This window comes from Syntrophobacterales bacterium (assembly GCA_019429105.1).
In the GTDB taxonomy this organism is placed as follows: domain Bacteria; phylum Desulfobacterota; class Syntrophia; order Syntrophales; family UBA5619; genus DYTH01.
Genome location: JAHYJE010000042.1, coordinates 1 through 21291, shown reverse-complemented (window position 1 = coordinate 21291; position 21291 = coordinate 1). Strand labels below are relative to the sequence as shown.

Here is a 21291-nt window from a genome sequence, read left to right as displayed (position 1 = left end):
CAATGCTTCTATCGGGAATACGGTTTTTCAAGCAGTTAGAACCAGATTATGAACATTAAACTTCGTTTTCCCGCTTAAAATCATTGCGGGAATGACAGAATGTGAGAGTTTTGCAATTGCCTCTATTTACAAAGCTTTTTCGAAAACTTTGTGGACGCGCTGAAGCGCGTCCTGCCAATTTGCGACGGCAGGCCGACAGGGGGCGCGCTATACCCTGATCAGCATCGCGTCTCCCTGGGCGGCGCCGGAGCAGATTCCGCAAACGCCAAGCCCGCCGCCCCTTCTTTTGAGCTCATAGGCGAGGGTCATCAGGATCCTCGCCCCGGTGGCCCCGATCGGGTGGCCGTAGGCGATGGCGCTGCCGTTGACGTTGACTTTGGCAAACATCTCCTCTTTGGACATCCCGAGGATCGGCTGGGCGCTGACTAGAACGACCGCAGCGAACGCCTCGTTGATCTCAATCAGCTTGAGCTGTTCCAGCGTAAGCTCATTTTGCTCCAACAGTTTTTTGATCGCGAGCCCCGGCACTGTGGCGATATCCTTCGGCGGCTGGGAAACCTCCGCGTAATCGAGGATCGTGCAGAGGGGCTTGAGCCCCAGTTCGGCCGCCTTCTCGGCGCTCATCAGCAGGCAGACATCGCCCCCGTCGTTTATCCCGGGGGCGTTTCCGGCGGTCACGCTGCCCGGTCCGCCGGTGACGGCGCTTTTATGATTGAAGACCGGGGGCAGGGCCGCGAGCCCCTCTATTGTCGTCTCGGGACGAGGGCTTTCGTCTTTGTCAAAAACGGCGGTTTTTTTCCCGCTTTTTATCTCAACCGGGAAGATTTCGTCAGCGAGCCGACCGGCCTGGAGCGCCGCCGCCGCGGCTTGCTGCGAATGGAGCGCCCATTCATCCTGCGCTTGGCGGCTGACCCCGAATTCGTCGCCCACCTCGGAGCCGTGGATGGCCATGTGGCGGTTGTAGAAGGCGCACCAGAGCCCGTCGTTTACCGTCAGATCGACGGCAGGCCGGGAGGGGAGGCCCATTTTGACTCCCCAGCGCATGTCGGGCAGGGCGTAGGGGCCGTTGCTCATGCTCTCCTGCCCGCCGGCGATGCAGATCTCGGCCCGGCCGAGCTGGATCATCTGGCAGGCGAGATCAATCGTCTTGATCCCGGAGGAGCAGACCTTGTTTACCGTGATGCTGGGGACCGACTCCGGGAGCCCGGCGAGGATGGTCGCCTGCCGGCTGGGAACCTGGCCGCAGCCGGCGGGGACGACCTGTCCCATGAAAACGTAGTCGATCTCTTCCGGCTTTACCTTGCCGGCGGTGCGACGGAGCACCTCCTTGATCGCCAGAGCGCCCAGTTCCGGAGCGGTGAAGCCCTTCAGCGCCCCGCCAAAACGGCCGTACGGCGTTCGGCACGCCTCGACGATTACCACCTTGCGCAGGCCGGGGGCCGCCTTTTTCTTACGTCCCATTGTCGAAAAATCCGGTTGGCGTTTTCCGTATTCGGCGATCGGGGCATGGGCATATTTTTCGGAAAGTCGCTGTTCTATTTTCTGGGGGATCTTTTCCATGGCTGTTCTCCTGTTTTATATGAAAATAGAGTTTATACTAACAATATCTGCGTCTTACAACGCATAACTTTTGGGATTTGCGAACGCGACAAAGCGTGTTCCTCCATTGTGCGCTACTTTTCCGGATGGGCGATCTTCGCCACGAATTCTATCTCCCGCGGCGCCTTGTAGGAAGAGAGGTAAGTGCGGCAATGCTTCAGCAGCTCCCGCTCCTCAAGCTGCACGTCCGGTTTTTTGACGACGAGCGCCTTGACTGTTTCTCCCCGGAGCAGATCCTCCTTGCCGACGACGAGCGCTTCCTGAACGGCGGGGTGGAGATTCAGCACGTCTTCGACCTCGCGGGGATAGACGTTGAAGCCGCTGGTAATAATCATCCGCTTCTTGCGGCCGGTGATGAAGATGTAGCCGTCTTCGTCCATCCGGGCGAGATCGCCCGTCGCAAGCCAGCCGTCTTTGATAACCTGGGCGGTCGCCGCCTCGTCCTTGTAATAGCCCTGCATGATATTTTCACCCTTGAGGATCAGCTCGCCAACCTCTCCCCGGGGGAGTTCCCGCCCCGTTTCGTCAACGATCCGGGCTGCGACTCGGGGTATGGGAATTCCGATCGAACCGGGTTTCTGAGGCATGTCCAGGCGGCTGAAGGAGGAAACCGGCGAGGCCTCGGTCAGACCGTAGCCCTCCATGATCCGGACGCCGAATTTCTTTTCGAAAAGCGGAATAAAATCCGCCGGCATTGCCGCGCCGCCGGTGATGCAGACCTTCAGTGAAGCCAGCGAATAGCCGTCCGCCTTGTCGTAGAAGACCATGCCGAGAAAAAGCCGGGGAACGGCAGCGATGTAGGTGACCTTTTCCCGCTCGATCATGTTGAATATTCCTTCGAGGGTGAAGCGTTCCATGAGCACCACGCCTGCGCCGATCCGGATTGGCGAAATCATGTTGGCGACGGCGCCGAAGGAGTGAAAGAGCGGGATCACGGCAAGGCCGATATCCGTTTCATCGCTGTTGACCACTGTGCGGAGGAGTTCCGACTGGGTGTAGAGGTTCTGGTGGGTTAAAACAGCGCCGCGGGGCTTTCCGGTAAGCCCGGAGGTGTAGATCATCGCCGCCGGATCGTCGCCTGTCAGCTCGGGAATGGCGATCGTGAAGGGGCCCTTGGCGATAATATCCCGCAAAAGGGAGGATTCTTCCGGGGGGCCGGTTGTTATAACATGCTGACATAACGGCACTTCCGCGCTGATATCCTCGAAACGCCGCGCCATGTCCCTCTGGGTGATCAGACAGCGGGAGTCGCTGTTCCCCATCAGGTAGCCAAGCTCATGGGAAGTGGACTGCGTGTGCAGGGTGACGGCGACGCCGCCGATCTTCTGGACGCCGAAATAGGCGATCACGAACTCAGGGCAGTTCGAAAGCATGATCGCCACCTTGTCTCTCTTGCCCAAACCCAGTGAGCGCAAATGGTTGCCCAGGGCGCAGGCCGCTTTTTCCAGCTCCAGATAAGTCAGCCGAGCGTTGTTGCCGATGAACGCCGTCCGCCCGGCATATTTTGCCGCGCTCTTTTCCAACATCATTGCCAGATTATGCATCATTTGCTCCCCTTGATAATGGCGAGGCGAGGTCTTGGGAAAAGGGCCCCGGGTTATCTTCCCCGCGAAAGCGGAAATACGGAAGATCGCGAAAAGACATGAGCAGGAACATGGGGCTTCGCCGTTAGCAGTTATTAATTTGTGAAAAATCCACGCTCCCCATAGCACAGGAGGCAAAAATATTACAGCAAAATTCGCAGGGAAAAGACTGTTTTTCCTTGCTTTGCCGATTCGTTTTTTCTATAGTGACTGCGCCTTGCTGGAGGAATGTCGGCTCGGATCATGGAAGGCTGCAAGGTGTTTATCACAGGGAGGGGCGCGCTTTGCCGCGTCCGTAAAGTTTGGCTTAAAGGCAAACGGTCAGATAGCAACGACAAAGGAGGGTAAAAGATGAAAAAAGCGATTGTTATGGTGGTGGTTGCTTTATTATGGAGCGCCTCGGCAGTTTTTGCCGCCGGTCTTCAGGTGGGGGAGAAGGCCGCGGACTTCAAACTGAAGGATCCGACCGGCAAGGAATACTCCCTGGAGCACCCGCAGTTCAAAGGCAAGGTTCTGTACATCGCCTATGTCGATCCGGACGAGAAGGACACGAACAACCATGTGGAAGACGCGCTGAAAAAGGAGAAGGATGCGGGTGGCCTCGACAAGATGCGTTACGAGGGGTTCGGGATCGTCAATCTCAAGGCGAGCGCGATGCCCAATTTCCTGATCAAGGCGGCCATCAAGAGCAAACAGAAGAAGACCGGCGCCATCATCCTCCTCGATGACGACCAGGCGATTCTCAACGAGTGGGGACTGAAGGATGACGCCTCCGACATAGTCATCCTGGATAAGGAGCGCATCTGCCGCTTCAAAAGTTCCGGCAAGCTTCCCCAGGAAGAACTTGTGAAGATGATCAATATTATTAAGGAATATCAGGAGAAGTAGAACGTAAACGCATAATCGGCGCCCGATGGCGGAGAGGCTTTTGCGTGCAAGCTTCTCCGCCGTTTTTTCTGTGGTTTTTTATTAATGTTGGGTATAACGAGATGCAGGAAAGGCGAAGGATAGCGGTTGTAATCCCCAAGTACGGAACGGTCGGCGGGGCGGAAGGGTTTGCCGCGGAGCTGACCGAGCGGGTTGCATGTCATCCGGAGTTCGAAGTCCATGTCTTCGCCAACCTCTGGGTTTCCTCATCCAAGCGGTTGACCTTCCACAGGGTGCCGATCGTAAAATTTCCCAGATCACTCATTTCGCCGAGCTTTGCCTTTTTCGCCGGGCGCCGCATCGCCGCGGCGGGCCCCTTCGATATAGTCCACACCCATGACCGGATATTTGCGGCGGATGTCTATACGATGCATGGCATTCCCCACCGCTGGTGGATTCGGGAGGTCAGAAAAAAAAGGCTGAGCCTGTTCGACCGCTCGCTGGCCGGCGTCGAGGATCAGCTTGTCCTGCGCGGCGGGTGCAGTCGTTTCCTGGCGGTCTCGGGCCTGGTCCGGAACATCTTCCTGGAAGAGTATCCTGTGGATCCGTCTCTGGTGCGCGTTATTCATCCCGGCGTTGACAGGGAGCCGTATGAGAAGATGAACCGCGACACATGCCGTCAGACGATCCGGGGGCAATACGGCATCGGTCTCGACGAGCCGCTGATACTTTTCGTCTCCATGAATTTTGACGTCAAGGGACTTGATTACCTGCTCGGGGGATTGTCTCTTCTCCGGCGAAGCAATCCGGACGCATCCTTCAAGCTCCTCGTGGCTGGCCATGGCGACGAGAAAAAATACAGGCATCTTGCATCCGAACAGGGTATAGCCGATCGGGTGATCTTTGCCGGCGCCGTGGAGCGCGAAAAACTCCCTGAATTCTACCTTGCCGCCGATCTCTACGCAATGCTTTCCCGTTTCGACACCTTCGGGATGGTCGTCCTCGAGGCAATGGCAGCGGGGCTGCCGGTTCTGATCAGCGGTCGGGTGGGCGCAAAGGATCTTGTGGAAGAGGGAGGGAACGGGTTTGTTATTGAAGAGCCCGCAAACAGCGACCTCGTCGCCGATAAAATAGGGATGCTGCTTTCCCGCGAGCTGCGCGAGGGCATGCGAAGGGCAGCGCTTAAAACGGCGGCGGCGAACTCCTGGGATGTCGTTGTCAATAAAGTACTTAATATATATCGGGAATTATTGAAAGATCAGCGCTTCGTCAACTCGAAGATGCCGCATCCGTAATGGCAGCCAAAATTATTGTTGATGGCGGCGGTGTCGAGTGCCGCATTGGCGATAAATTCCCCGCCGTCGCTTATATACGCGAACGAGTCGAGGTGATAATATTGCTCAATGAGATTCAGTAGATAGGATAACGAAAAAACCCGGTGGGCGTTGAACTCGATCCGCTGCTCCCCGATAGGTACCGAAAAATAGAATTTGCCGTTTTTTTTCAGCATGCTGGCCATGTTTTTCCAGCCGGGGAGATGTCCCTCGTAATCAACCGGATCGCCATAGCGGCCAAGGCCGAAATGTTCCAGGGCGTGCAGGCAGGAAAGCGAGTCACAGTAGTCGGCCATGGAAAAATCCTTCGCGGAGAGATCGGCGCGGGCAAAGCGGATGCTGGGGATGGGGATATGGAGGTCGCGGACGTCCAGAACCTCTATCTCCCGGAACGATGCCACGTGGGCGACGAAGCCATCGACACGGGAGCCGACATCCACATGTTTTTCCGGCTTATTCTGGAATATTTTGCGGGCGACGTACAAATCCTGGTAAAAGTAGTGTTCGGCAAGGACGCCGCTTTGCTGATCCTTTTCCTGAAGGCAGGGGTAGATTTTCCCGAACGGAAAGGTTTCCCGGGACAAGGCCGCCTGCCGCCGGATTGTGGCATATTCACTTAAGAATGCAGGCATTTTTTTGATAAACGTGAAAAGCGGCATTCCCTTGATGATAACATTCAGGTGCATTTGAACTCCTTTACAAAACAAGTGGCCGTGTATTTCTATGGGTGATCATAAAGGGCGGTCAGGTTCCTGTCAACGAAAAACAAAGAGGTTTAAAAAAGTTGACAAGTAAAAGATAATGGACGAAAGTGCCTCCCTGCATCGGAAAGGATTACTGGTTTGTTGATCCCTCACACGCCAGTACGGCAGCATGGCTTATTTCTGAAAGACCGGTGGGGAGAGAAAATTAATGACACGGATTGTAAAAAAGATAAATCGGTTTTTCCCATGGAGGAAGTGGCTCAAAAGGCAGCGTCAAAGGAAATAGATTGCGAAATGGGAAAAAGATGGAAAACCTCTGCCGCCCCCTCACGAGGTCAAACAGCTGATGCTCCAATATTATTCGGAGAGATTCAACCTGGATGTTTTGGTTGAGACAGGCACCTATTACGGTGAGATGGTTGAGGCCATGCGGGGAATATTCAAACATATATACTCTATAGAGCTCAGCAGGGAATTGTATGAAAAAGCAAGAAAGAGATTTAACGGGGAAAAACACATAGAATTGATCTGGGGCGACAGCGGCGTCGAGCTGGAAAAGATCATGGGTAAACTGGATCAGCCGGCGTTATTCTGGCTTGATGGACACTACTCTGCCGGGGAAACGGCCAGGGGTGATAAAGACACGCCGATCTATGAGGAGTTGAATCACATCTTGAATGCCAAAAACCGTAGGAATGTAATCGTTATTGACGATGCACGCCTTTTTGGAGGGGATCCCGCGTATCCGGGCAGGGAAGAGCTTTTTGCTTTTATTAAATCGAGAAGACCTGATGTGAATATTGTCGTACAGGGCGATAGCATAAGAATAACGCCGGAACTTTAACCTGACTACGCTGGAGAAAATGAGATATTTAAATTTAATCAATAACATCTCCAACTGGCAGCTCTACCTTGCTGCAAAGTTCGGGATGACGGCGGCTGACCCTCTGCGGTTCGTTACCCGCCGGGGGATCCATGTAGAGGTGCCGCGCCGGCTTGTGCAGACCTTCAAAGAGCTGTTCATGGATGAGTGCTATATGAGGGGGTTGGGACATTCGGTGCCGAAAAACCCAACAATAATCGATATCGGGGCTAATGCGGGGTATTTTTCGCTTTTTGCGCTGTCCCGTTTTCCCGGCGCCCGTGTTTTTGCCTTCGAGCCTCTGCCGGCAAACTTCCAGCTTCTGGAGCGCCAGCGGCTGCAGAACGGCAAGGCGGAGTTTACCTGTGTCCAGAAGGCCGTCTCCGGAGAAGCGGGCAAACTCAAGCTTGCCTATGACGCCAAAGATTCCTTTTCCACCTCGGCCACTTTATTTGCAAGTGATCCAGGACAGTTGGATGAGATCAATGTCGAAGCCGCGACGCTGCATGATATTTTTTCCGAATTCGGAATAGAGAGGTGTGATCTTCTCAAAATGGATTGTGAAGGCGCCGAGTATGGTATTTTGTATCGCTGCACTCCGGAAGACCTTGCACGGATCTCGCAAATTGCGCTGGAGGTTCATAGCGGGCAGCAGGAGGATGAAAATATCGACGCACTGGAGGCCTTTTTGCGGGCCAGTGGTTTTCAAACCAGAAGGCGGCCGGTTGGCATGCTCTGGGGATGGAGGGACGAGCGGTGAGGGGGGAAAGCCCACTTTCGGTCGCGATCATTGCCAAAAATGAGGCGGAAAACCTCCGCGCTTGCTTAGAGAGCGTTTCCTTTGCCATGCAGATTGTCGTTGTCGATTCGGGAAGCACCGACGATACGATGCGGATCGCCACTGATTATGGCTGCGAGACATATCAGGAAAAATGGCGGGGCTTCGGTCCCCAGAAACAACTGGCGATAGAACGCTGCAAAGCGCCCTGGGTGCTGCTGCTTGATGCCGATGAGCGAATTCCGGCGGAGACCGCTCGGGTTATTTTTGACGTGATTAACAGCGATAAAAATAATGTAGGTTGCAGCTTTCCCCGGCGGAATTATTTCCAGGGTCGATGGATAAAACATGCAGGCTGGTGGCCGGACAGGATCGTTCGCCTTTTCAAGAATGGAAGCGGGCGGATGGACGGGGCGATGGTCCATGAAGCCGTCGTTGTAACCGGCGAGATAGAGCATCTTGACGTTCCGATAGACCATTACACGGAAAGTCGCCTGGATAGAATCTTAATGAAGATCGATAATTATTCTACGATTGGCGCGCAGGAGGCCTTCGCGGCGGGCCAGAGGGCGACGATTGGGGGCGCCTTTATACGGGCGAAACTTACCCTTGTGCAGGATTATCTGCTCCGGGGCGGTTTCCTGGATGGTCAACAGGGGTTGACGCTCGCCGTGACCGACTCGGTAAACAAATTTTTTAAATACGCGAAGCTTGCCGAGCTGAGCCGCGAGGTCAAAGGGCGCCGTCAGGACGGTGGGAAACAAACATAAAAATGGCTAATTCAGGTGCTCTCGTCAAAAGTTTTTTAAACCGTCATGCTGGCGAAAACGTTATCAAAAACTACTTAATAATACCGAATTCATGGTCAGGCCCGGAATGACAAAAGAGGCAAATTAGGACTTTTGACGGGGGCATCAATGCTGGCTTTTTGCGAGTTCAGCATATCCTGGCGGACTTGCTCTGCCGGCAAGAGTTTGTCAAGGTTGAAAGCGTATGGATATATCGATCATCATCGTCAACTGGAATACCCGTGAATTGCTGAAAAACTGCATCGCTTCGATCAAAGAAAACGTCCGGGGGCTGGCCTGCGAAATTATTGTGGTTGACAACGCCTCGGCGGATGGCAGTGTCGCGATGCTTCGGGAGGAATTTCCTGAGGTTGTCGTGATCGAAAACAGCGAAAACAGGGGCTTCGGCGCCGCGAACAACCAGGCACTGCGGATCATGCGGGGGCGCTATGCGCTTTTGCTCAATTCCGACACGGTTCTTTGCGAACACGCCGTCGATAGGTTGTTTGCCTGCATGGGGGACCATCCGGATGCGGCGATGGTCTGCGGCCAACTGCTCAACGCCGACGGCAGCAAGCAGAACTCCATCGCCAGTTTTCCGAATTTGTTTACGCTGCTTATGAACACCTCGCTGCTCGAATATCTTTTCCCGGCAAGATTTCCGAGCAAGCGTTACAATCACAAGGGTCCTCTGGAGGTTGACTCCTGCATCGGCGCCTGTCTGATGGTTCGCAAGCAGGCGATCTATGAGGTCGGGATGTTCGACGAGCGCTATTTTTTCTTTTTCGAGGAGACGGATTGGGCGCTTGCGATGCGCAAGGCGGGGTGGAAGAGCTACCTGTTGCCGGAGGCGCAGATATACCATCTCCAGGGGCAAAGCATCGGCGGGAACATCAAATCAAGAGTGGAATTCTACCGTTCGCGCTATCAATTTTTCCGGAAATGGAAAAACCGTCCCGTTTATCTGCTTTTGCGCTTTGTCATAGTCGTGCGCCTTTTTATAAACTGGGTTCTGACGACCTGCGGCACCCTTCTGACGCTCGGGTTGAATAGAGAATTGCGCGATAAATTCGTGGTCTATGGAAAGCTTTTGGCCATGCATCTGATGGGGGGGTTGTGAACGGGAAAATGCCCTCAAATGTGTGCATTTGGTGGTACAGCATTGGGTGTAACGGAAAATTTTCCGCGTCAGTAAAAATAAGGTGAGCCGATGAGCTGTTATGCCGCTGGGGTGGAACTGCCGGACGTTTCTGTTGTTATCGTCACATACAATACGGCGGACCTGATCGGGGAGTGCCTTTCTTCCGTGGAGCGGGATGAAGGTCCGGCGCGGGAGATCTTTGTCGTCGATAACGCCTCGACGGACGGAGGCGCGGAGCTGCTGTGCAATAGTCATCCGGAGATAAACTTGATCGCAAATAAGGAAAACCGCGGATTTGCCGCTGCCAACAACCAGGCTCTTCCCCTCTGCCGGGGGCGATATATCTTCTATCTCAATCCGGACACGAAACTGGCCGCCTCCGATGTGTTTCAGAAATGCGTCCGGTTTATGGACGTCAATCCGCATATTGGCCTCGCCGGCGTCAAATTGGTAAATCCCGATGGGAGTTTGCAGGAATCGGTATCTTACCGCTATCCGGGAGAAAAGTTGACCCGAGGGGAGGTTGCCCGATTGAAGGGAGAGATCGCCTGTGTTATGGGCGCTGGCATGATTGCCCGTGCCGATCTTGTCAGAAAGCTCGGTGGTTTCGACGAAAGCTTTACACTGTACGGAGAAGATCAGGATCTCTGCTTGAGGATAAGAAAAGCGGGTTATGAGATTGGGTTTATCGAAGGCGCCGTTGTTCTTCATTATGGGGGACAGAGTGAAAGGCTTTCACTGCCTGCCGAGGTATGGAGAAAAAAGACTTTCGCTGAGTACCATTTTTATCGTAAGCATTACTCTTCGCATAGCGTCGCCCGGATTCGCAGAGCCGATCTGCTGAAAGCTCGTTATCGGCTCTTAACGCTTGGGATTATGAAAATGTTCGCAAAGATAAATACCGAGGCGGACGAAAAAATGGTTAAATACCGGGCGATCTGCAATGCCCTCGAAGAGCTAAAGCAAGATGAGGTGATTGATGGAAAGAGCTGAAAAACATTGCATCCTCTGCGACAGTTCCGCGAGAAGCCTTCTTTTTCAACAGGGGCAATGGAGCGTTTACCGCTGCAACGGCTGTGGGTTAGGTTTTCTGGATCCGCGACCTGATCCTGATGAATTGAACGAGCTTTACCGGAGCGGCTATTTTGACAGCCATTACAACGAGGGTTTGAAAATCGATTCACCGGAAATGGCAAGGCGTTTGTCGCAGGAAAAGCATCGGCTGCACTTCTTTGGTGGAATAAAGGCATCGGGGAGGGTTCTCGATATCGGCTGCGGTATGGGCTATTTCCTCCACGCCTGTCGGCGCGCCGGTTACAAGGTGGAGGGAATGGACATATCTACCGACTCGGCTGCTTACGTCCGCAATACACTGGGGATTCCCGTTACCGTTGGGATTGTTGACGATGTCGAGTATCCTCCGGAGTCGTTTGCCGTCATTAGCATGTGGCATTTTCTCGAACACGCGCGCGAGCCGGTGAAATACCTGCAGAAGGCCCATCGCTGGCTGAAACCGGAGGGAATACTCGTTGTCGACGTTCCCAATTATCAGGGAACGGATGCACAAAAGATGTGGGACAGTTGGGTCGGCTGGTCGCTTCCGTATCACTTTTATCATTTCACGCCGGATACCCAGAAACAGCTCTTTGCCAAATACGGGTTCGATACTGTGCGCAGTAAAAATCATCTTTCCGAATACGTCAAGGAGAAGCTCGACAGGACCATCTTTATGAGACCATTTTCCAGAATGATTGCCCGCCGTTATTCCGGGCACAGTTATGCGGTCGTCGCTAAAAAGAGAGACGGGCAACAAGGGTGAGGTTTTCATGAATACAAAAGGCGGCTATCTCAACGAAGCGCTTGAAGGCGGCGAGTTTCGTTTCGCGAAGCTGGCTCTTCCGGATATTGACAATCGGCCCGTTATTGATGCCAATGTGCCGGAGATCGTCGAACAGGAAATCTGCCTTTTTCATAAATCGGTAGAGAAAGCGGATTATTACACGGAAGCGTTGGACAAATATATTCGCGCGGGAATGGCGGATCGATTGTCTGCGCCGGTTGTCCGTTTTGCAGATGGCGAGTATGCCTTCTACAATTTTACCCTGGGCTGCAACGGCCTTTACAAACAGGCGGAATCCGTGGCTGCTATCCGGCGTGCGATGCCGATGCACATTGATGCGTTAAAGAAACTTGCTCAAATAGGCAGACTGGCGCCGATGGTTTTCCCCGGCAACATCGAACCGGCCCAGGGAAAAAGTCTGTTGTCATTTTTGAAAAGTTTCAAGAAAACGCCTACGGCCTCTTCCTTCTGGGATTTTCTCGGGCTCAACGAGATAAGCATAAACGGGAATAACTATCTGCCGTTTTATGCCGTCTATGCCTATCTGACTTCGGAGGCGTTTGCCCGGGCGGTGGACGGCAAAAAATTGTGTATCTTGAATTCAGAATACAATGAAGAGATGTGCTGCAACTGGTTTGCCGTTTTTTCGAGCCGACCGGAGATCGTTTTTACAGAAATCCCCGCTGAATATGTCGCCACGCGCTGGGACAAAATCAGGGAGGATGTTCTTGGAAAGGTGCCGGCCGATGTCGAGATCTGTCTTGCCGGAGCGGGAGTCGGCGCGTTGATGATCTGTGTCGATGTTGCCGACCGTTACTCCATTCCCGTGATTGACGCCGGGCATGTCCTGAACATGATGAACGGACGGGAGGAAAAATCGAACGGAGCCAGGATGTACACAATCAGAAAATCCCGGCGGCTTTTATCCGGCACTGCAATCTAAGATAAGCGATGGATGATCCATTAAAAAAGACCCGCAAAAAATTTCGCCAGTGGAATAACACAAGGAGGCTCAAGGCGGAGCTTGCCCGCTACGATGCCGCCTTTGAAGCACGGCGGCTCGAGGTCCCGGGTGACGCCGCGATCCTGGCGGTGATGAAAGAACGTTTTCCCCATCTTGCTCCCAAACCAAAAGGCGAGCTTTCCATCATCGCCGTCTTTCACGACTACAATTGGGAAAGCTCATCTCTGCTCCCCGCGCTGGAAAAGCTCGGGCGGGTGCGTCATTACGACTGGTTCGACGAGTTTCCCCACACCCGCCATGACTGGCGAAAGAGCCTGAAGGCGAAGATGAATCGGAATCTTGTCGAGCATGTAGGGCGCTGGGCAAAAGCGGAAAAGCCTGACGTTATTTTTACATATCTCTCCGGGGAGGTAGTTTCCCCGGAAACGATCAGCGCCTTTCGTTCCTGGGGAATTCCGCTGATTCACTTCAGCCTGAACGACAAGGAGCATTTTGTCGGCAAGGTAAGAGATGGACTTGCCTTCGGTTCGCGGGATATCTGTCCATTGTTTGATGTATGCTGGACGAGCACCGAGGATGCCATGAAAAAATACTGTGTAGAAGGAGCCATCCCTGTTTATCTCCCCGAGGGGGCCAACCCTGATATTCACAAGCCCTGCGATTGTGAAAAGACGATTGATGTCTCCTTCGTCGGCCAATGTTACGGCAATCGCCCCGAGACGATCAGTCGTTTGCAACAGGGGGGAATCTACGTCGAGGCCTTTGGATACGGCTGGCCGAATGGTCCCCTGTCCACGGAGGAAATGGTCCATATCTACTCGAAAAGCCGAATAAATCTTGGCTTCGGAGGGGTCGAGGGACATAATGAAACATTCTGCCTCAAAGGAAGAGATTTCGAGATCCCAATGAGCGGTGGGCTCTATCTTACTGAATATCACCAAGAATTAGAGCCAATATACGATCTCGGGAAAGAAATTGTTGTTTATCAAGGTTTCGACGATCTCGTGAGGGCGATTAACCGGCTCCTCGCGCATCCGGAGGAAGCCGAGGCTATCCGCGCCGCCGGGCGTCGGCGGGCCCTTGCGGACCATACCTGGGAGAAGCGGTTTGAGAAGATTTTTTCGCTGTTGAAACTTCTGCGCATTTAACAGCCCGGTGAATCCGCACAGAAGGATGTTTTTAACGGGTCATTTTTTTATTTTTGTCGGTGAAACAGCCATATAGTTGGCATTCTGAAAATTTTCCATGAAGGGGCTGTAGCTTCTGATCTCTAAACCTGTGGGCATTACTTTAGCCACCAGGAAGCCCCGATCTGTGAGAAACTGGTATAACTCCATCAGACTCGTATGAGAGTCCAGATTTGTGCCGCCATATTCAAATTGCAGAAAGTCTATGAAATCATGGTTCAAATATTCGCCGAGGCCCTTAAAAGCGTTTAATTCATGACCTTCGATATCGAGTTTTATGAAGGCTATGTGGTTTATTTTTTTATCTTTTATGTAGTCGTCCAGTCTGCGAAGCTCAATCTCTGCAAATTTGTTCATTTCTGTATTGTAGTAATGAAGATTTCTCTGATACAGGGACGCCCCTTCGCTCTTTTCTTCATCGTAAAAGATTCTGGCTGTGCCGTTGCTGTCAGATGCCCCAAAATTATTGAGAATGAGGTTGTCCGATTGAGAAAATCTATTGGTAAGTTCAGCGAAACATGGTTTTGCAGGCTCGAAGAGATGAAGCTTTATTTTAATGTTGCGGGCAGCGGCAACGCTGGTCAGCATGGTGGAATACTGTCCTACGTTCGCGCCGACATCAAAAATCACCCTTTCGGCGTCAGTTTTCTCGAATTCTTCCAGGATATTTTCAACAAAACGTTTTTCGCCGTTTTCCTCAAATTCGCCAAGACGGTTCTTCTCGATTTTGTTAAAAAGATTCCATGCCCTGTCTCTTCTCTTCCTATTTATAAAGGACATCCGGGTAAACATTTTGATTTCCTTCCGTAAATAATTAATTTTAATGATGGTCTATAATGTTTTAAGCAATGGCGGTTGCTTCTTCTCTTGGGCTGCGGCGTGTTATTGCAAACAGAGGAGTTACCCCTGCCAAAACATAACACAGAAAGAAGAAGCTTCGCTACAACTTATTCGAATTATAGATTAAGCAAATTGCCTTGGCGTAACTGAGCTATATTATTCTGCTCGCCATGTGGAATACGCTTGATTTTTGGATACATATATTGATATGCAGACCAAGCGCAGAGACCCCCGCGTGCTTATTGGAGAATATGTGAGGTAATTGCAAAAATCCTTGTCATGCCCGAAAGCAAAGCTTAATGTTCATAGCGCTTTTTCACAATTGGAGCGTGGCTCAAAGCGTCCGATAGGCGCGGCGCTCGTGCTGCTGAATGTGATCCACCGCAAAGAGATTGAGGCTATTCTTTAGACAAAAGAGGTAATTGACGGCGAATTTATTGAGGAAAAAGCAATTGGCGATTCGTCAACACTAAAGACGAGGGCGTAAGCCTGTGCCGAAAAAACGCTTTTTAATTTAAATAGTGAATGTTTCTGATTTTTTTGGCAAGCTCCCGTCCATTGGCCGGGTCTTGATAATCCAGTTGGGCGATATCGGGGATGTCGTCTGGACGTTGCCTGCGCTTGCCGCGATACGCAAAGCCTGGCCTGGAGTGGAGCTGTCCGTCCTGCTGCGGGCGGGGAGTGCCTCTCTTCTGGATGCCGAAATACTGCCACCGAAAACCTTCGAGGTTCCCCAAAGCGGAAAATCGCTTGTTAAAGACCTTATTAGTTCGTTTTCACTGATATCATCGCTTCGCCGGGAACATTTTGACCTCGTCTTCGACTTCCGGGCGGATGAACGGGGGGGGTACATGGCCTTTCTGACCGGGTCGCCCCGGCGCGCCGCCCGCTATTATCCTTCTATGCGCGGTTTGCGCAACCATTTGTTTACCCACTTGGTCGGCTGGAACGGCAAACCGCTCGCAGTTGGAGCGGCCGACCAGTCGTTGTATATCCTGCGGGCCTTCGGGATAGAAACCGAGGATGCCGTTCCCAGACTGAACCTGTCAGAAGGAGCGCGGCGGCGGGCGGCGGACATTATTGCCTCTCTGGGGCTTCCTGTTTTCCTGGGAGAGGCCGGCTTTTCAGCGGCCGTTGCGGTTGGCGGAAGCGCCGTAAAAAGCTGGATTACCCTGAACCCCTTTTCCCGCTGGTCATACAAGGAATGGGGGGCTGAAAAGTGGGTGCGGATAATCGACTGGCTGTACGCGGAATATAAAATTAAAGTGGTCATCATCGGCTCGTCCGGTGAAAAAAAGCGGGCCGAGGCGATCGTCGCCGCCTGCCCCTGCAGGTCCTTCAGTATTGCCGGCGCCACGACGCTCGCGGAGCTTGCCGGCGTTCTTTCCTACAGCCGCCTGCATGTCGGCGTAGATTCCGCCGCCCCACACATCGCCGCCGCGGTGGGAACGCCGACCGTGACGATTTACGGCCCTTCCGACTGGCGCTACTGGACGCCGCCGGGAAAAAACAACCGCGTGGTCGTATCCGGCATGTCCTGTGCGCCGTGCTCTCTCAAGGGCTGCAACGGCGGCGGAAAGAGTCTTTGCCTGGAAACGTTGGAGGTAAGCCGCGTACAAGCTGTTATCAGAGAAGCGTTGGCGATGAACTTGTAAAAAGTGAACAGTGAAAGGCCATATTTAAATAAATGGAGGTACTTTTATGGAAATCATGGCACCCGCACCATCAGCAGCTCACGAAGAGGGCAAGCTCTACCAGGTCCCGATTATGGACTTTAAACCGGACCCTGACCAACCCCGGAAGGTGATCGACCCCGACGCCCTCGCGGAGCTTGCCGCCTCGATTGCAAAGCTTGTGGTCATCCAGCCGCTGCTTTTCCGCGAGGCAGGATGTGGCAATGGGAGGCAGAAAATTCTTTTGATGTAAAAAAGATGCAGAATACCCCTTGACAAGCAAAAATGGCCCCCCTATACTCCCACCACGAAAAAGGAAGTTCTTATCAATTCAATCCAATAATTGTTTAAATCTGTAAACATAAGTAGGAATAAATAGTCAAAATGAGCAATAACCTGCAGACAGCCTTACTTTCGAAAAAGTTGACGGTAAAGCCGCTATTGAAGTGGGCAGGCGGCAAGACTCAGCTATTAGGCGAGATCATTCCCAAAATTCCCGAGAAATACGGTCGATTTATTGAACCATTTGTGGGTGGCGGAGCGGTTTTTTTTGCAGTGCAGCCTGCGGGAGGAATCATCGCCGACAGCAATCCAGAGTTAATTAATCTCTATCGTTCGGTTGCTGCTGATGTTAACGGTGTTATCGAGCGCCTTCACCGATATGAAAATACCGAAGAAATGTTTTATGCCGTTCGTGCATTGGATGCGGCCAAACTGTCCAACATCGAGGCAGCCGCGCGGACCATTTTCTTAAATAAAACGTGTTTTAACGGCTTGTACCGGGTCAATAAATCTGGCCAATTCAATGTTCCCTTTGGACGATACAAAAAACCTAAAATCGTTGATGAAGACGCACTAAATGCCGCTTCCGAATTGCTCAGAAAGACAACAATAATTTGTGGTGACTACAAAACAGTTTTAAAAGAAAACGCACAACCGGGCGACTTCATTTTTCTGGACCCGCCTTATCTGCCTGTTTCAGAGTATTCAGACTTCAAACGCTACACAAAAGAGCAGTTTTATGAAGAGGATCATATCGAACTGGCGGAGGAGGTTCACCGGCTGCATGAATTGGGCTGCTTTGTCATCCTGACAAACTCTAATCATCCTTTGGTTCATGAACAGTACCGGAAATTTGCCGTGGAGGCGGTGCAAACAAAACGGCACATTTCCTGCGATGGCAAAGGACGAACGGGAGAGGATTTGATTGTCACTGTTCTGCCCAAGCCACGTTTTAATCTACGATTAGTCCCGTCGCCGCTGCCTCGGCAAGCCATGCAATACCCTTCAACTCGTTATATGGGATCAAAAAACAAGCTGCTTAGCGAAATTTGGGCGGTTGCTTCGCAATTTCAATTTAATACGGCTCTGGACCTGTTTTCCGGTTCTGGCGTGGTCAGCTATATGTTCAAATCCCACGGTAAGGCCGTGGTAAGCAATGACTATATGGCTATGTCGGCTACTTTCGCCAAAGCCCTGATTGAAAACAACAAAATCACCTTGCCGCGCACCGAGGCGGAGGAGTTGCTTGAACCGAAAAAACCGGTTGATCGTTTCGTTGAAACCAAGTTTCAAGGACTGTATTTCAGCGATGACGATAACCGCCTGATCGACATCGTTCGAACCAATATCAAGGAGGTAAAGAATCCGTATAAACGGGCTATCGCTATGACGGGATTGATTCGGGCGTGTCTTAAGAAGCGTCCTCGCGGAATTTTTACATATATCGGCCAACGTTATGACGATGGCCGAAAAGACTTGTTAATGTCGTTTCGCGCGCAGTTTCTCGATGCCGTTGAGGTGGTTAATGCCGCCGTTTTCGATAACGGCAAGTCCAACAAAGCGCATAACGGCGATGCAATGACATTGCGGAACAGCGAGGCTGGATTGGTCTATATCGACCCGCCGTACTATTCACCCTTGTCGGATAACGAATATGTCCGCCGCTACCACTTCGTTGAGGGATTGGCGCGAGATTGGCAAGGCGTGGAAATTCAGGAACACACTATCACCAAGAAATTCAAATCCTATCCTACTCCGTTTTCATCCCGCAAGGGAGCGGCGGAAGCCTTTGACAGGTTATTTAAACGGTTCCGGAGCAGCGTGCTTGTCGTTTCCTATTCGTCCAACAGTAAGCCGACATTAGAAGAAATGGTTGCCATCATGACGAAGCATAAGCGCCATGTCGATGTTGTGCCCGTTGATTATAAATACTCCTTTGGCACTCAAGCGCACAAGGTGGGCGATAATAACAACGATGTGCAGGAATATTTTTTTGTAGGATATTGAGAGACAATGTGAATGCTAAAAGTAAGTAAAAAACGCATGATGCCGTGGTGCTTGGGAAATACAACTGTCCGCAGCCCGTTCCGGTTGCGTGATGGTCTGGTGGCATTGTCTATGTCATCGATGCAGGGCAACTTGCGTGGCCGGACACAAGAAATCGCTTTGCGCAGTTTGTTGGAAAAACAAGGCATTGTTATACTTCGCGATGATAAAACCTACAGCATAGGGCGTAAATGGCGCTCTGCCCTGAATAAACTGGGATTTCTTTACCCGGAAGCGCCGCCCGCCTCCGGCATTTCACAAAGCGAAATCGGCCCCATAGACATGATTACGAGGAACGGCTGGCGGCTGATTCGAGCCGATACCGTTCCGGCGATGCAGGAGTGTTTTTTGCGGGCGCTGGCCGCGCATTACATCCCTTCCGTATTGGAAAGGAATTTCAATTTTTCGGTATTCTCACCGCTGCGGCACACTCTGTCCGTCATGTTGGAGTTGGAGAAGTGGACAGGGGAAAGTCGTCTCAATTTTATTGAAATGGCCCTTGTAGTACAACTCACCAGCAGCGACAATGCCCTTGATGAGATTGTTGCGCAAGTGTTGTCGTTACGGGAACAACGACTTGCCGCACCCAATAAACGTAATTTCGACAGACAGAAACGCGAAGCAGCCGCCGCGCTTCACAACTACGCTGCCGGCACATTCAACGATTACGCCGACGCCAATTTGCGCTATCTCAAGGCAACAGGGCTTGTCCAGAGCAAAGGCCGCGGCATCTCGCTGGCGTCCGAGAAGCATGTTTTCATTGAAAAACTGATTCAAGATGAAGAGATTCCAGATTCTGACCGCGCTTACCTCGTAACCTTGTGCAATGGCGCACCGTTGCCTACCGATAGCAAGGATTCCTCGCTGGCCGTGCTGGACGACCTGTTGCACCAGATTAACAAGCGCGGCATTCCCTTTGATATGTCGGGAAAACCGACTGATACCACGGCAGACATAGCAATCATTCGCTACCAGATTGAAGATATTTTATCGAAACTGAGTGAAGAAGAATATGCAGTGCGGCAAGCGGGGGAATGGGAAGAGATCGCCTGTTACATGGAGCTCATCATTAAACGCCGAGGTAAAAAGACCCTTCCGAATGGCGTGGAAATCGAAGTGCCGCAGGCCGAAGCGCCTGCCTATTTTGAATGGGTGCTATGGCGCGCTTTCCTTGCCTTAAACAGTCTGGCAAACAAGCCGTACGAGGCGAGACGCTTCAAGATCGACCAGGATTTTTTACCTGTCGGCACTGCGCCGGGGAATGGCCCCGACCTGATTTTTGAATTTGAAGATTTTGTGGTCGTGGTTGAGGTTACACTCACTGATAACTCACGACAAGAAGCCGTCGAGGGAGAATCTGTCCGCCGTCATGTAGCAACTCTTGTATCCCAATATGAGACGCAATCCGGCAAGCCTGTATATGGGCTGTTCATTGCAAACCGGATAGACTCCAACACTGCAGAAACATTCAGAATCGGAGTTTGGTACACTCGCACGGATGACAAAATGCGTTTAGACATAATTCCGGCGACACTCGAACAGTTCAAAACAATTTTTGAAACCTTGTTTAAGTCTGGCCATGTTGAGGTTGGCTTTATCCGTGAATTGTTAGACCTGTGTGGCGGCTTGCGACAAGCGAATGAGGCGCCGGCATGGAAGCGGGAAATTGAAACAATCATAGGACAGAGGACTAAGCAGTTTTACCTTGATTCACTACCGTCCCAGCATTAGTCAAGTAAATTATCCTGGTCGCTGACATGTGCCGTTTATGAAATATTATATTGATGATGGTTTTAATATATTTGATTTCAAACAACAAAGTAAGGTTGCTGATAATTCAATTTCACCATTTTATTATGATATTGTAAGTAAAATTAAATTGTACAACCTGGATACATTTTCTTTTTTCAGCAATATTCCTGATAACTGCGTTGATTTGATTTTTGCCGACCCTCCATACTTTCTGTCATCTGGAGGCATAACCTGCAGTAACGGCAAAAAACAAAACGTAAATAAGGGAGAATGGGACAAGGCAAGAAGTATCAATGAGGTTCATGCCTTCAATAAAAAGTGGTTGTTGGAGAGTAAACGTATTCTGAAAGAGAATGGGACAATTTGGGTTTGCGGGACTTTTCATAACATTTTCTCGGTAGGTTTTGCCTTGCAGGAATTGGATTTTAAGATTTTGAACAATATTGTTTGGGAAAAGAAAGATCCTCCCCCGAATTTAACCAGAAAATATTTTACTCACACTTCTGAACATCTTATTTGGGCATCAAAGACGAAATCGTCAAGACACATATTTAATTATGATATGTTGAAAACCATGGCAACCGAAGAACCTATGAGGTCTGTATGGAGGGATATATGGAATTTGCCCTCGGTAAGTCGCTCTGAAAAAATATATGGCAAACATCCGACACAAAAGCCGGAAGAAGTTATTCGGAGGGCTGTAGTTGCATCAAGCAATATTGGTGATTTAGTTTTTGACCCATTCTGCGGCAGTGGCACAACGGGAGTCGTATGTAAAAAATTAAAGAGAAGATTTGTAGGTATTGATAATAATATAGAATATTTGAATATAGCCAAGAATAGATTATTAGCGATCAATAATAAAACAAATGTCCGGGAAACACAGTATAATTAACGCTTTCCCCCTTTTATTTCAAGATGATCAGCCAGCTTGCGAGTGCAAAACGCTTAAATTAAAGACCTGCCTCTCCGGTGATGCGCACGCCATCTTTTACCGCATCGTCGGGATGGGTGATGACCCGCTCGCCTTCCTTCAGGCCGGAGACAACCT

General features: G+C 51.3%; 19 protein-coding genes. 15 read left to right on the top strand and 4 right to left on the bottom strand.

The annotated features are described in order from the left end of the window. Positions 1-207 precede the first annotated feature (207 nt). Both K0B01_12480 and K0B01_12475 read right to left on the bottom strand, forming a co-directional pair. Complete coding sequence (locus K0B01_12480; GenBank protein ID MBW6486955.1) at positions 208-1560, bottom strand: acetyl-CoA C-acyltransferase; 1353 nt, start codon at positions 1558-1560, stop codon at positions 208-210. A gap of 113 nt (positions 1561-1673) precedes the next feature. Then, positions 1674-3146 (bottom strand): AMP-binding protein, encoded by a 1473-nt coding sequence (locus tag K0B01_12475; GenBank protein MBW6486954.1) that lies wholly within the window; start codon positions 3144-3146, stop codon positions 1674-1676. Positions 3147-3533: 387 nt separating this feature from the next. On the opposite strand from K0B01_12475, the gene K0B01_12470 reads away from it, so the two are divergent. Both K0B01_12470 and K0B01_12465 read left to right on the top strand, forming a co-directional pair. Further along, positions 3534-4070, top strand: coding sequence for a YtfJ family protein (locus tag K0B01_12470; protein MBW6486953.1), 537 nt, complete (start codon positions 3534-3536; stop codon positions 4068-4070). A 101-nt stretch (positions 4071-4171) separates the two neighbouring features. After that, a complete protein-coding gene (locus K0B01_12465; protein MBW6486952.1) occupies positions 4172-5344 on the top strand; it encodes a glycosyltransferase family 4 protein in 1173 nt (390 codons plus the stop codon). Here K0B01_12465 and K0B01_12460 read toward each other — a convergent pair. Further along, positions 5308-6069 carry a DUF268 domain-containing protein gene (locus K0B01_12460; GenBank protein ID MBW6486951.1) on the bottom strand — a complete coding sequence of 254 codons (762 nt, stop codon included), beginning with the start codon at positions 6067-6069 and terminating at the stop codon, positions 5308-5310. The two genes, K0B01_12465 and K0B01_12460, sit on opposite strands and share 37 nt — an antisense overlap. A 364-nt stretch (positions 6070-6433) precedes the next feature. Here K0B01_12460 and K0B01_12455 point away from each other — a divergent pair, with 364 nt between their 5' ends. From K0B01_12455 to K0B01_12420, 8 genes are all read left to right on the top strand, one after another. After that, the gene (locus tag K0B01_12455; protein ID MBW6486950.1) at positions 6434-6931 is read left to right on the top strand and encodes a hypothetical protein; all 498 of its coding nucleotides are present in this window, start codon (positions 6434-6436) and stop codon (positions 6929-6931) included. Positions 6932-6950: 19 nt separating this feature from the next. Beyond that, entirely contained in the window at positions 6951-7709 is a 759-nt protein-coding gene (locus K0B01_12450) for an FkbM family methyltransferase (GenBank protein MBW6486949.1), read from the top strand. After that, positions 7706-8497, top strand: a complete 792-nt coding sequence (locus tag K0B01_12445) for a glycosyltransferase family 2 protein (GenBank protein ID MBW6486948.1) — start codon at positions 7706-7708, stop codon at positions 8495-8497. Before K0B01_12450 ends, K0B01_12445 begins: the two co-directional genes overlap by 4 nt. A gap of 223 nt (positions 8498-8720) precedes the next feature. Beyond that, positions 8721-9635: a glycosyltransferase family 2 protein gene (locus K0B01_12440; protein ID MBW6486947.1), complete on the top strand. Its 915-nt coding sequence runs from the start codon at positions 8721-8723 to the stop codon at positions 9633-9635. A 90-nt stretch (positions 9636-9725) separates the two neighbouring features. Next, positions 9726-10649 carry a glycosyltransferase family 2 protein gene (locus tag K0B01_12435; GenBank protein MBW6486946.1) on the top strand — a complete coding sequence of 308 codons (924 nt, stop codon included), beginning with the start codon at positions 9726-9728 and terminating at the stop codon, positions 10647-10649. Further along, the gene (locus K0B01_12430) at positions 10636-11475 is read left to right on the top strand and encodes a class I SAM-dependent methyltransferase (GenBank protein ID MBW6486945.1); all 840 of its coding nucleotides are present in this window, start codon (positions 10636-10638) and stop codon (positions 11473-11475) included. The genes K0B01_12435 and K0B01_12430 overlap by 14 nt, the downstream gene beginning before the upstream one ends. Positions 11476-11482: 7 nt before the next feature. Next, entirely contained in the window at positions 11483-12439 is a 957-nt protein-coding gene (locus K0B01_12425) for a hypothetical protein (GenBank protein ID MBW6486944.1), read from the top strand. A gap of 8 nt (positions 12440-12447) precedes the next feature. Then, on the top strand, positions 12448-13608 hold the full coding sequence (locus K0B01_12420; protein MBW6486943.1) for a glycosyltransferase: 1161 nt from the start codon (positions 12448-12450) through the stop codon (positions 13606-13608). Positions 13609-13647: 39 nt separating this feature from the next. On the opposite strand, the gene K0B01_12415 is transcribed toward K0B01_12420, so the two are convergent. Next, on the bottom strand, positions 13648-14439 hold the full coding sequence (locus tag K0B01_12415; protein MBW6486942.1) for an FkbM family methyltransferase: 792 nt from the start codon (positions 14437-14439) through the stop codon (positions 13648-13650). 617 nt (positions 14440-15056) lie between these two features. Here K0B01_12415 and K0B01_12410 point away from each other — a divergent pair. From K0B01_12410 to K0B01_12390, 5 genes are all read left to right on the top strand, one after another. Then, complete coding sequence (locus tag K0B01_12410) at positions 15057-16142, top strand: glycosyltransferase family 9 protein (protein ID MBW6486941.1); 1086 nt, start codon at positions 15057-15059, stop codon at positions 16140-16142. 46 nt (positions 16143-16188) lie between these two features. Continuing rightward, a complete protein-coding gene (locus K0B01_12405; GenBank protein ID MBW6486940.1) occupies positions 16189-16413 on the top strand; it encodes a ParB N-terminal domain-containing protein in 225 nt (74 codons plus the stop codon). 131 nt (positions 16414-16544) lie between these two features. Then, on the top strand, positions 16545-18449 hold the full coding sequence (locus K0B01_12400; protein MBW6486939.1) for a Dam family site-specific DNA-(adenine-N6)-methyltransferase: 1905 nt from the start codon (positions 16545-16547) through the stop codon (positions 18447-18449). A gap of 12 nt (positions 18450-18461) precedes the next feature. Beyond that, positions 18462-20219, top strand: coding sequence for an AlwI family type II restriction endonuclease (locus K0B01_12395; protein MBW6486938.1), 1758 nt, complete (start codon positions 18462-18464; stop codon positions 20217-20219). Between the two features lie 37 nt (positions 20220-20256). After that, a complete protein-coding gene (locus K0B01_12390; GenBank protein MBW6486937.1) occupies positions 20257-21135 on the top strand; it encodes a site-specific DNA-methyltransferase in 879 nt (292 codons plus the stop codon). Positions 21136-21291: the final 156 nt, after the last annotated feature.

What these genes read in the sequence shown, in the direction of transcription:
- K0B01_12480 (MBW6486955.1), bottom strand. Translation starts at nt 1,560, where the DNA reads ATGGAAAAGATCCCCCAGAAAATAGAACAGCGACTTTCCGAAAAATAT.
- K0B01_12475 (MBW6486954.1), bottom strand. Translation starts at nt 3,146, where the DNA reads ATGATGCATAATCTGGCAATGATGTTGGAAAAGAGCGCGGCAAAATAT.
- K0B01_12470 (MBW6486953.1), top strand. Translation starts at nt 3,534, where the DNA reads ATGAAAAAAGCGATTGTTATGGTGGTGGTTGCTTTATTATGGAGCGCC.
- K0B01_12465 (MBW6486952.1), top strand. Translation starts at nt 4,172, where the DNA reads ATGCAGGAAAGGCGAAGGATAGCGGTTGTAATCCCCAAGTACGGAACG.
- K0B01_12460 (MBW6486951.1), bottom strand. Translation starts at nt 6,069, where the DNA reads ATGCACCTGAATGTTATCATCAAGGGAATGCCGCTTTTCACGTTTATC.
- K0B01_12455 (MBW6486950.1), top strand. Translation starts at nt 6,434, where the DNA reads ATGCTCCAATATTATTCGGAGAGATTCAACCTGGATGTTTTGGTTGAG.
- K0B01_12450 (MBW6486949.1), top strand. Translation starts at nt 6,951, where the DNA reads ATGAGATATTTAAATTTAATCAATAACATCTCCAACTGGCAGCTCTAC.
- K0B01_12440 (MBW6486947.1), top strand. Translation starts at nt 8,721, where the DNA reads ATGGATATATCGATCATCATCGTCAACTGGAATACCCGTGAATTGCTG.
- K0B01_12435 (MBW6486946.1), top strand. Translation starts at nt 9,726, where the DNA reads ATGAGCTGTTATGCCGCTGGGGTGGAACTGCCGGACGTTTCTGTTGTT.
- K0B01_12430 (MBW6486945.1), top strand. Translation starts at nt 10,636, where the DNA reads ATGGAAAGAGCTGAAAAACATTGCATCCTCTGCGACAGTTCCGCGAGA.
- K0B01_12425 (MBW6486944.1), top strand. Translation starts at nt 11,483, where the DNA reads ATGAATACAAAAGGCGGCTATCTCAACGAAGCGCTTGAAGGCGGCGAG.
- K0B01_12420 (MBW6486943.1), top strand. Translation starts at nt 12,448, where the DNA reads ATGGATGATCCATTAAAAAAGACCCGCAAAAAATTTCGCCAGTGGAAT.
- K0B01_12415 (MBW6486942.1), bottom strand. Translation starts at nt 14,439, where the DNA reads ATGTTTACCCGGATGTCCTTTATAAATAGGAAGAGAAGAGACAGGGCA.
- K0B01_12405 (MBW6486940.1), top strand. Translation starts at nt 16,189, where the DNA reads ATGGAAATCATGGCACCCGCACCATCAGCAGCTCACGAAGAGGGCAAG.
- K0B01_12400 (MBW6486939.1), top strand. Translation starts at nt 16,545, where the DNA reads ATGAGCAATAACCTGCAGACAGCCTTACTTTCGAAAAAGTTGACGGTA.
- K0B01_12395 (MBW6486938.1), top strand. Translation starts at nt 18,462, where the DNA reads ATGCTAAAAGTAAGTAAAAAACGCATGATGCCGTGGTGCTTGGGAAAT.
- K0B01_12390 (MBW6486937.1), top strand. Translation starts at nt 20,257, where the DNA reads ATGAAATATTATATTGATGATGGTTTTAATATATTTGATTTCAAACAA.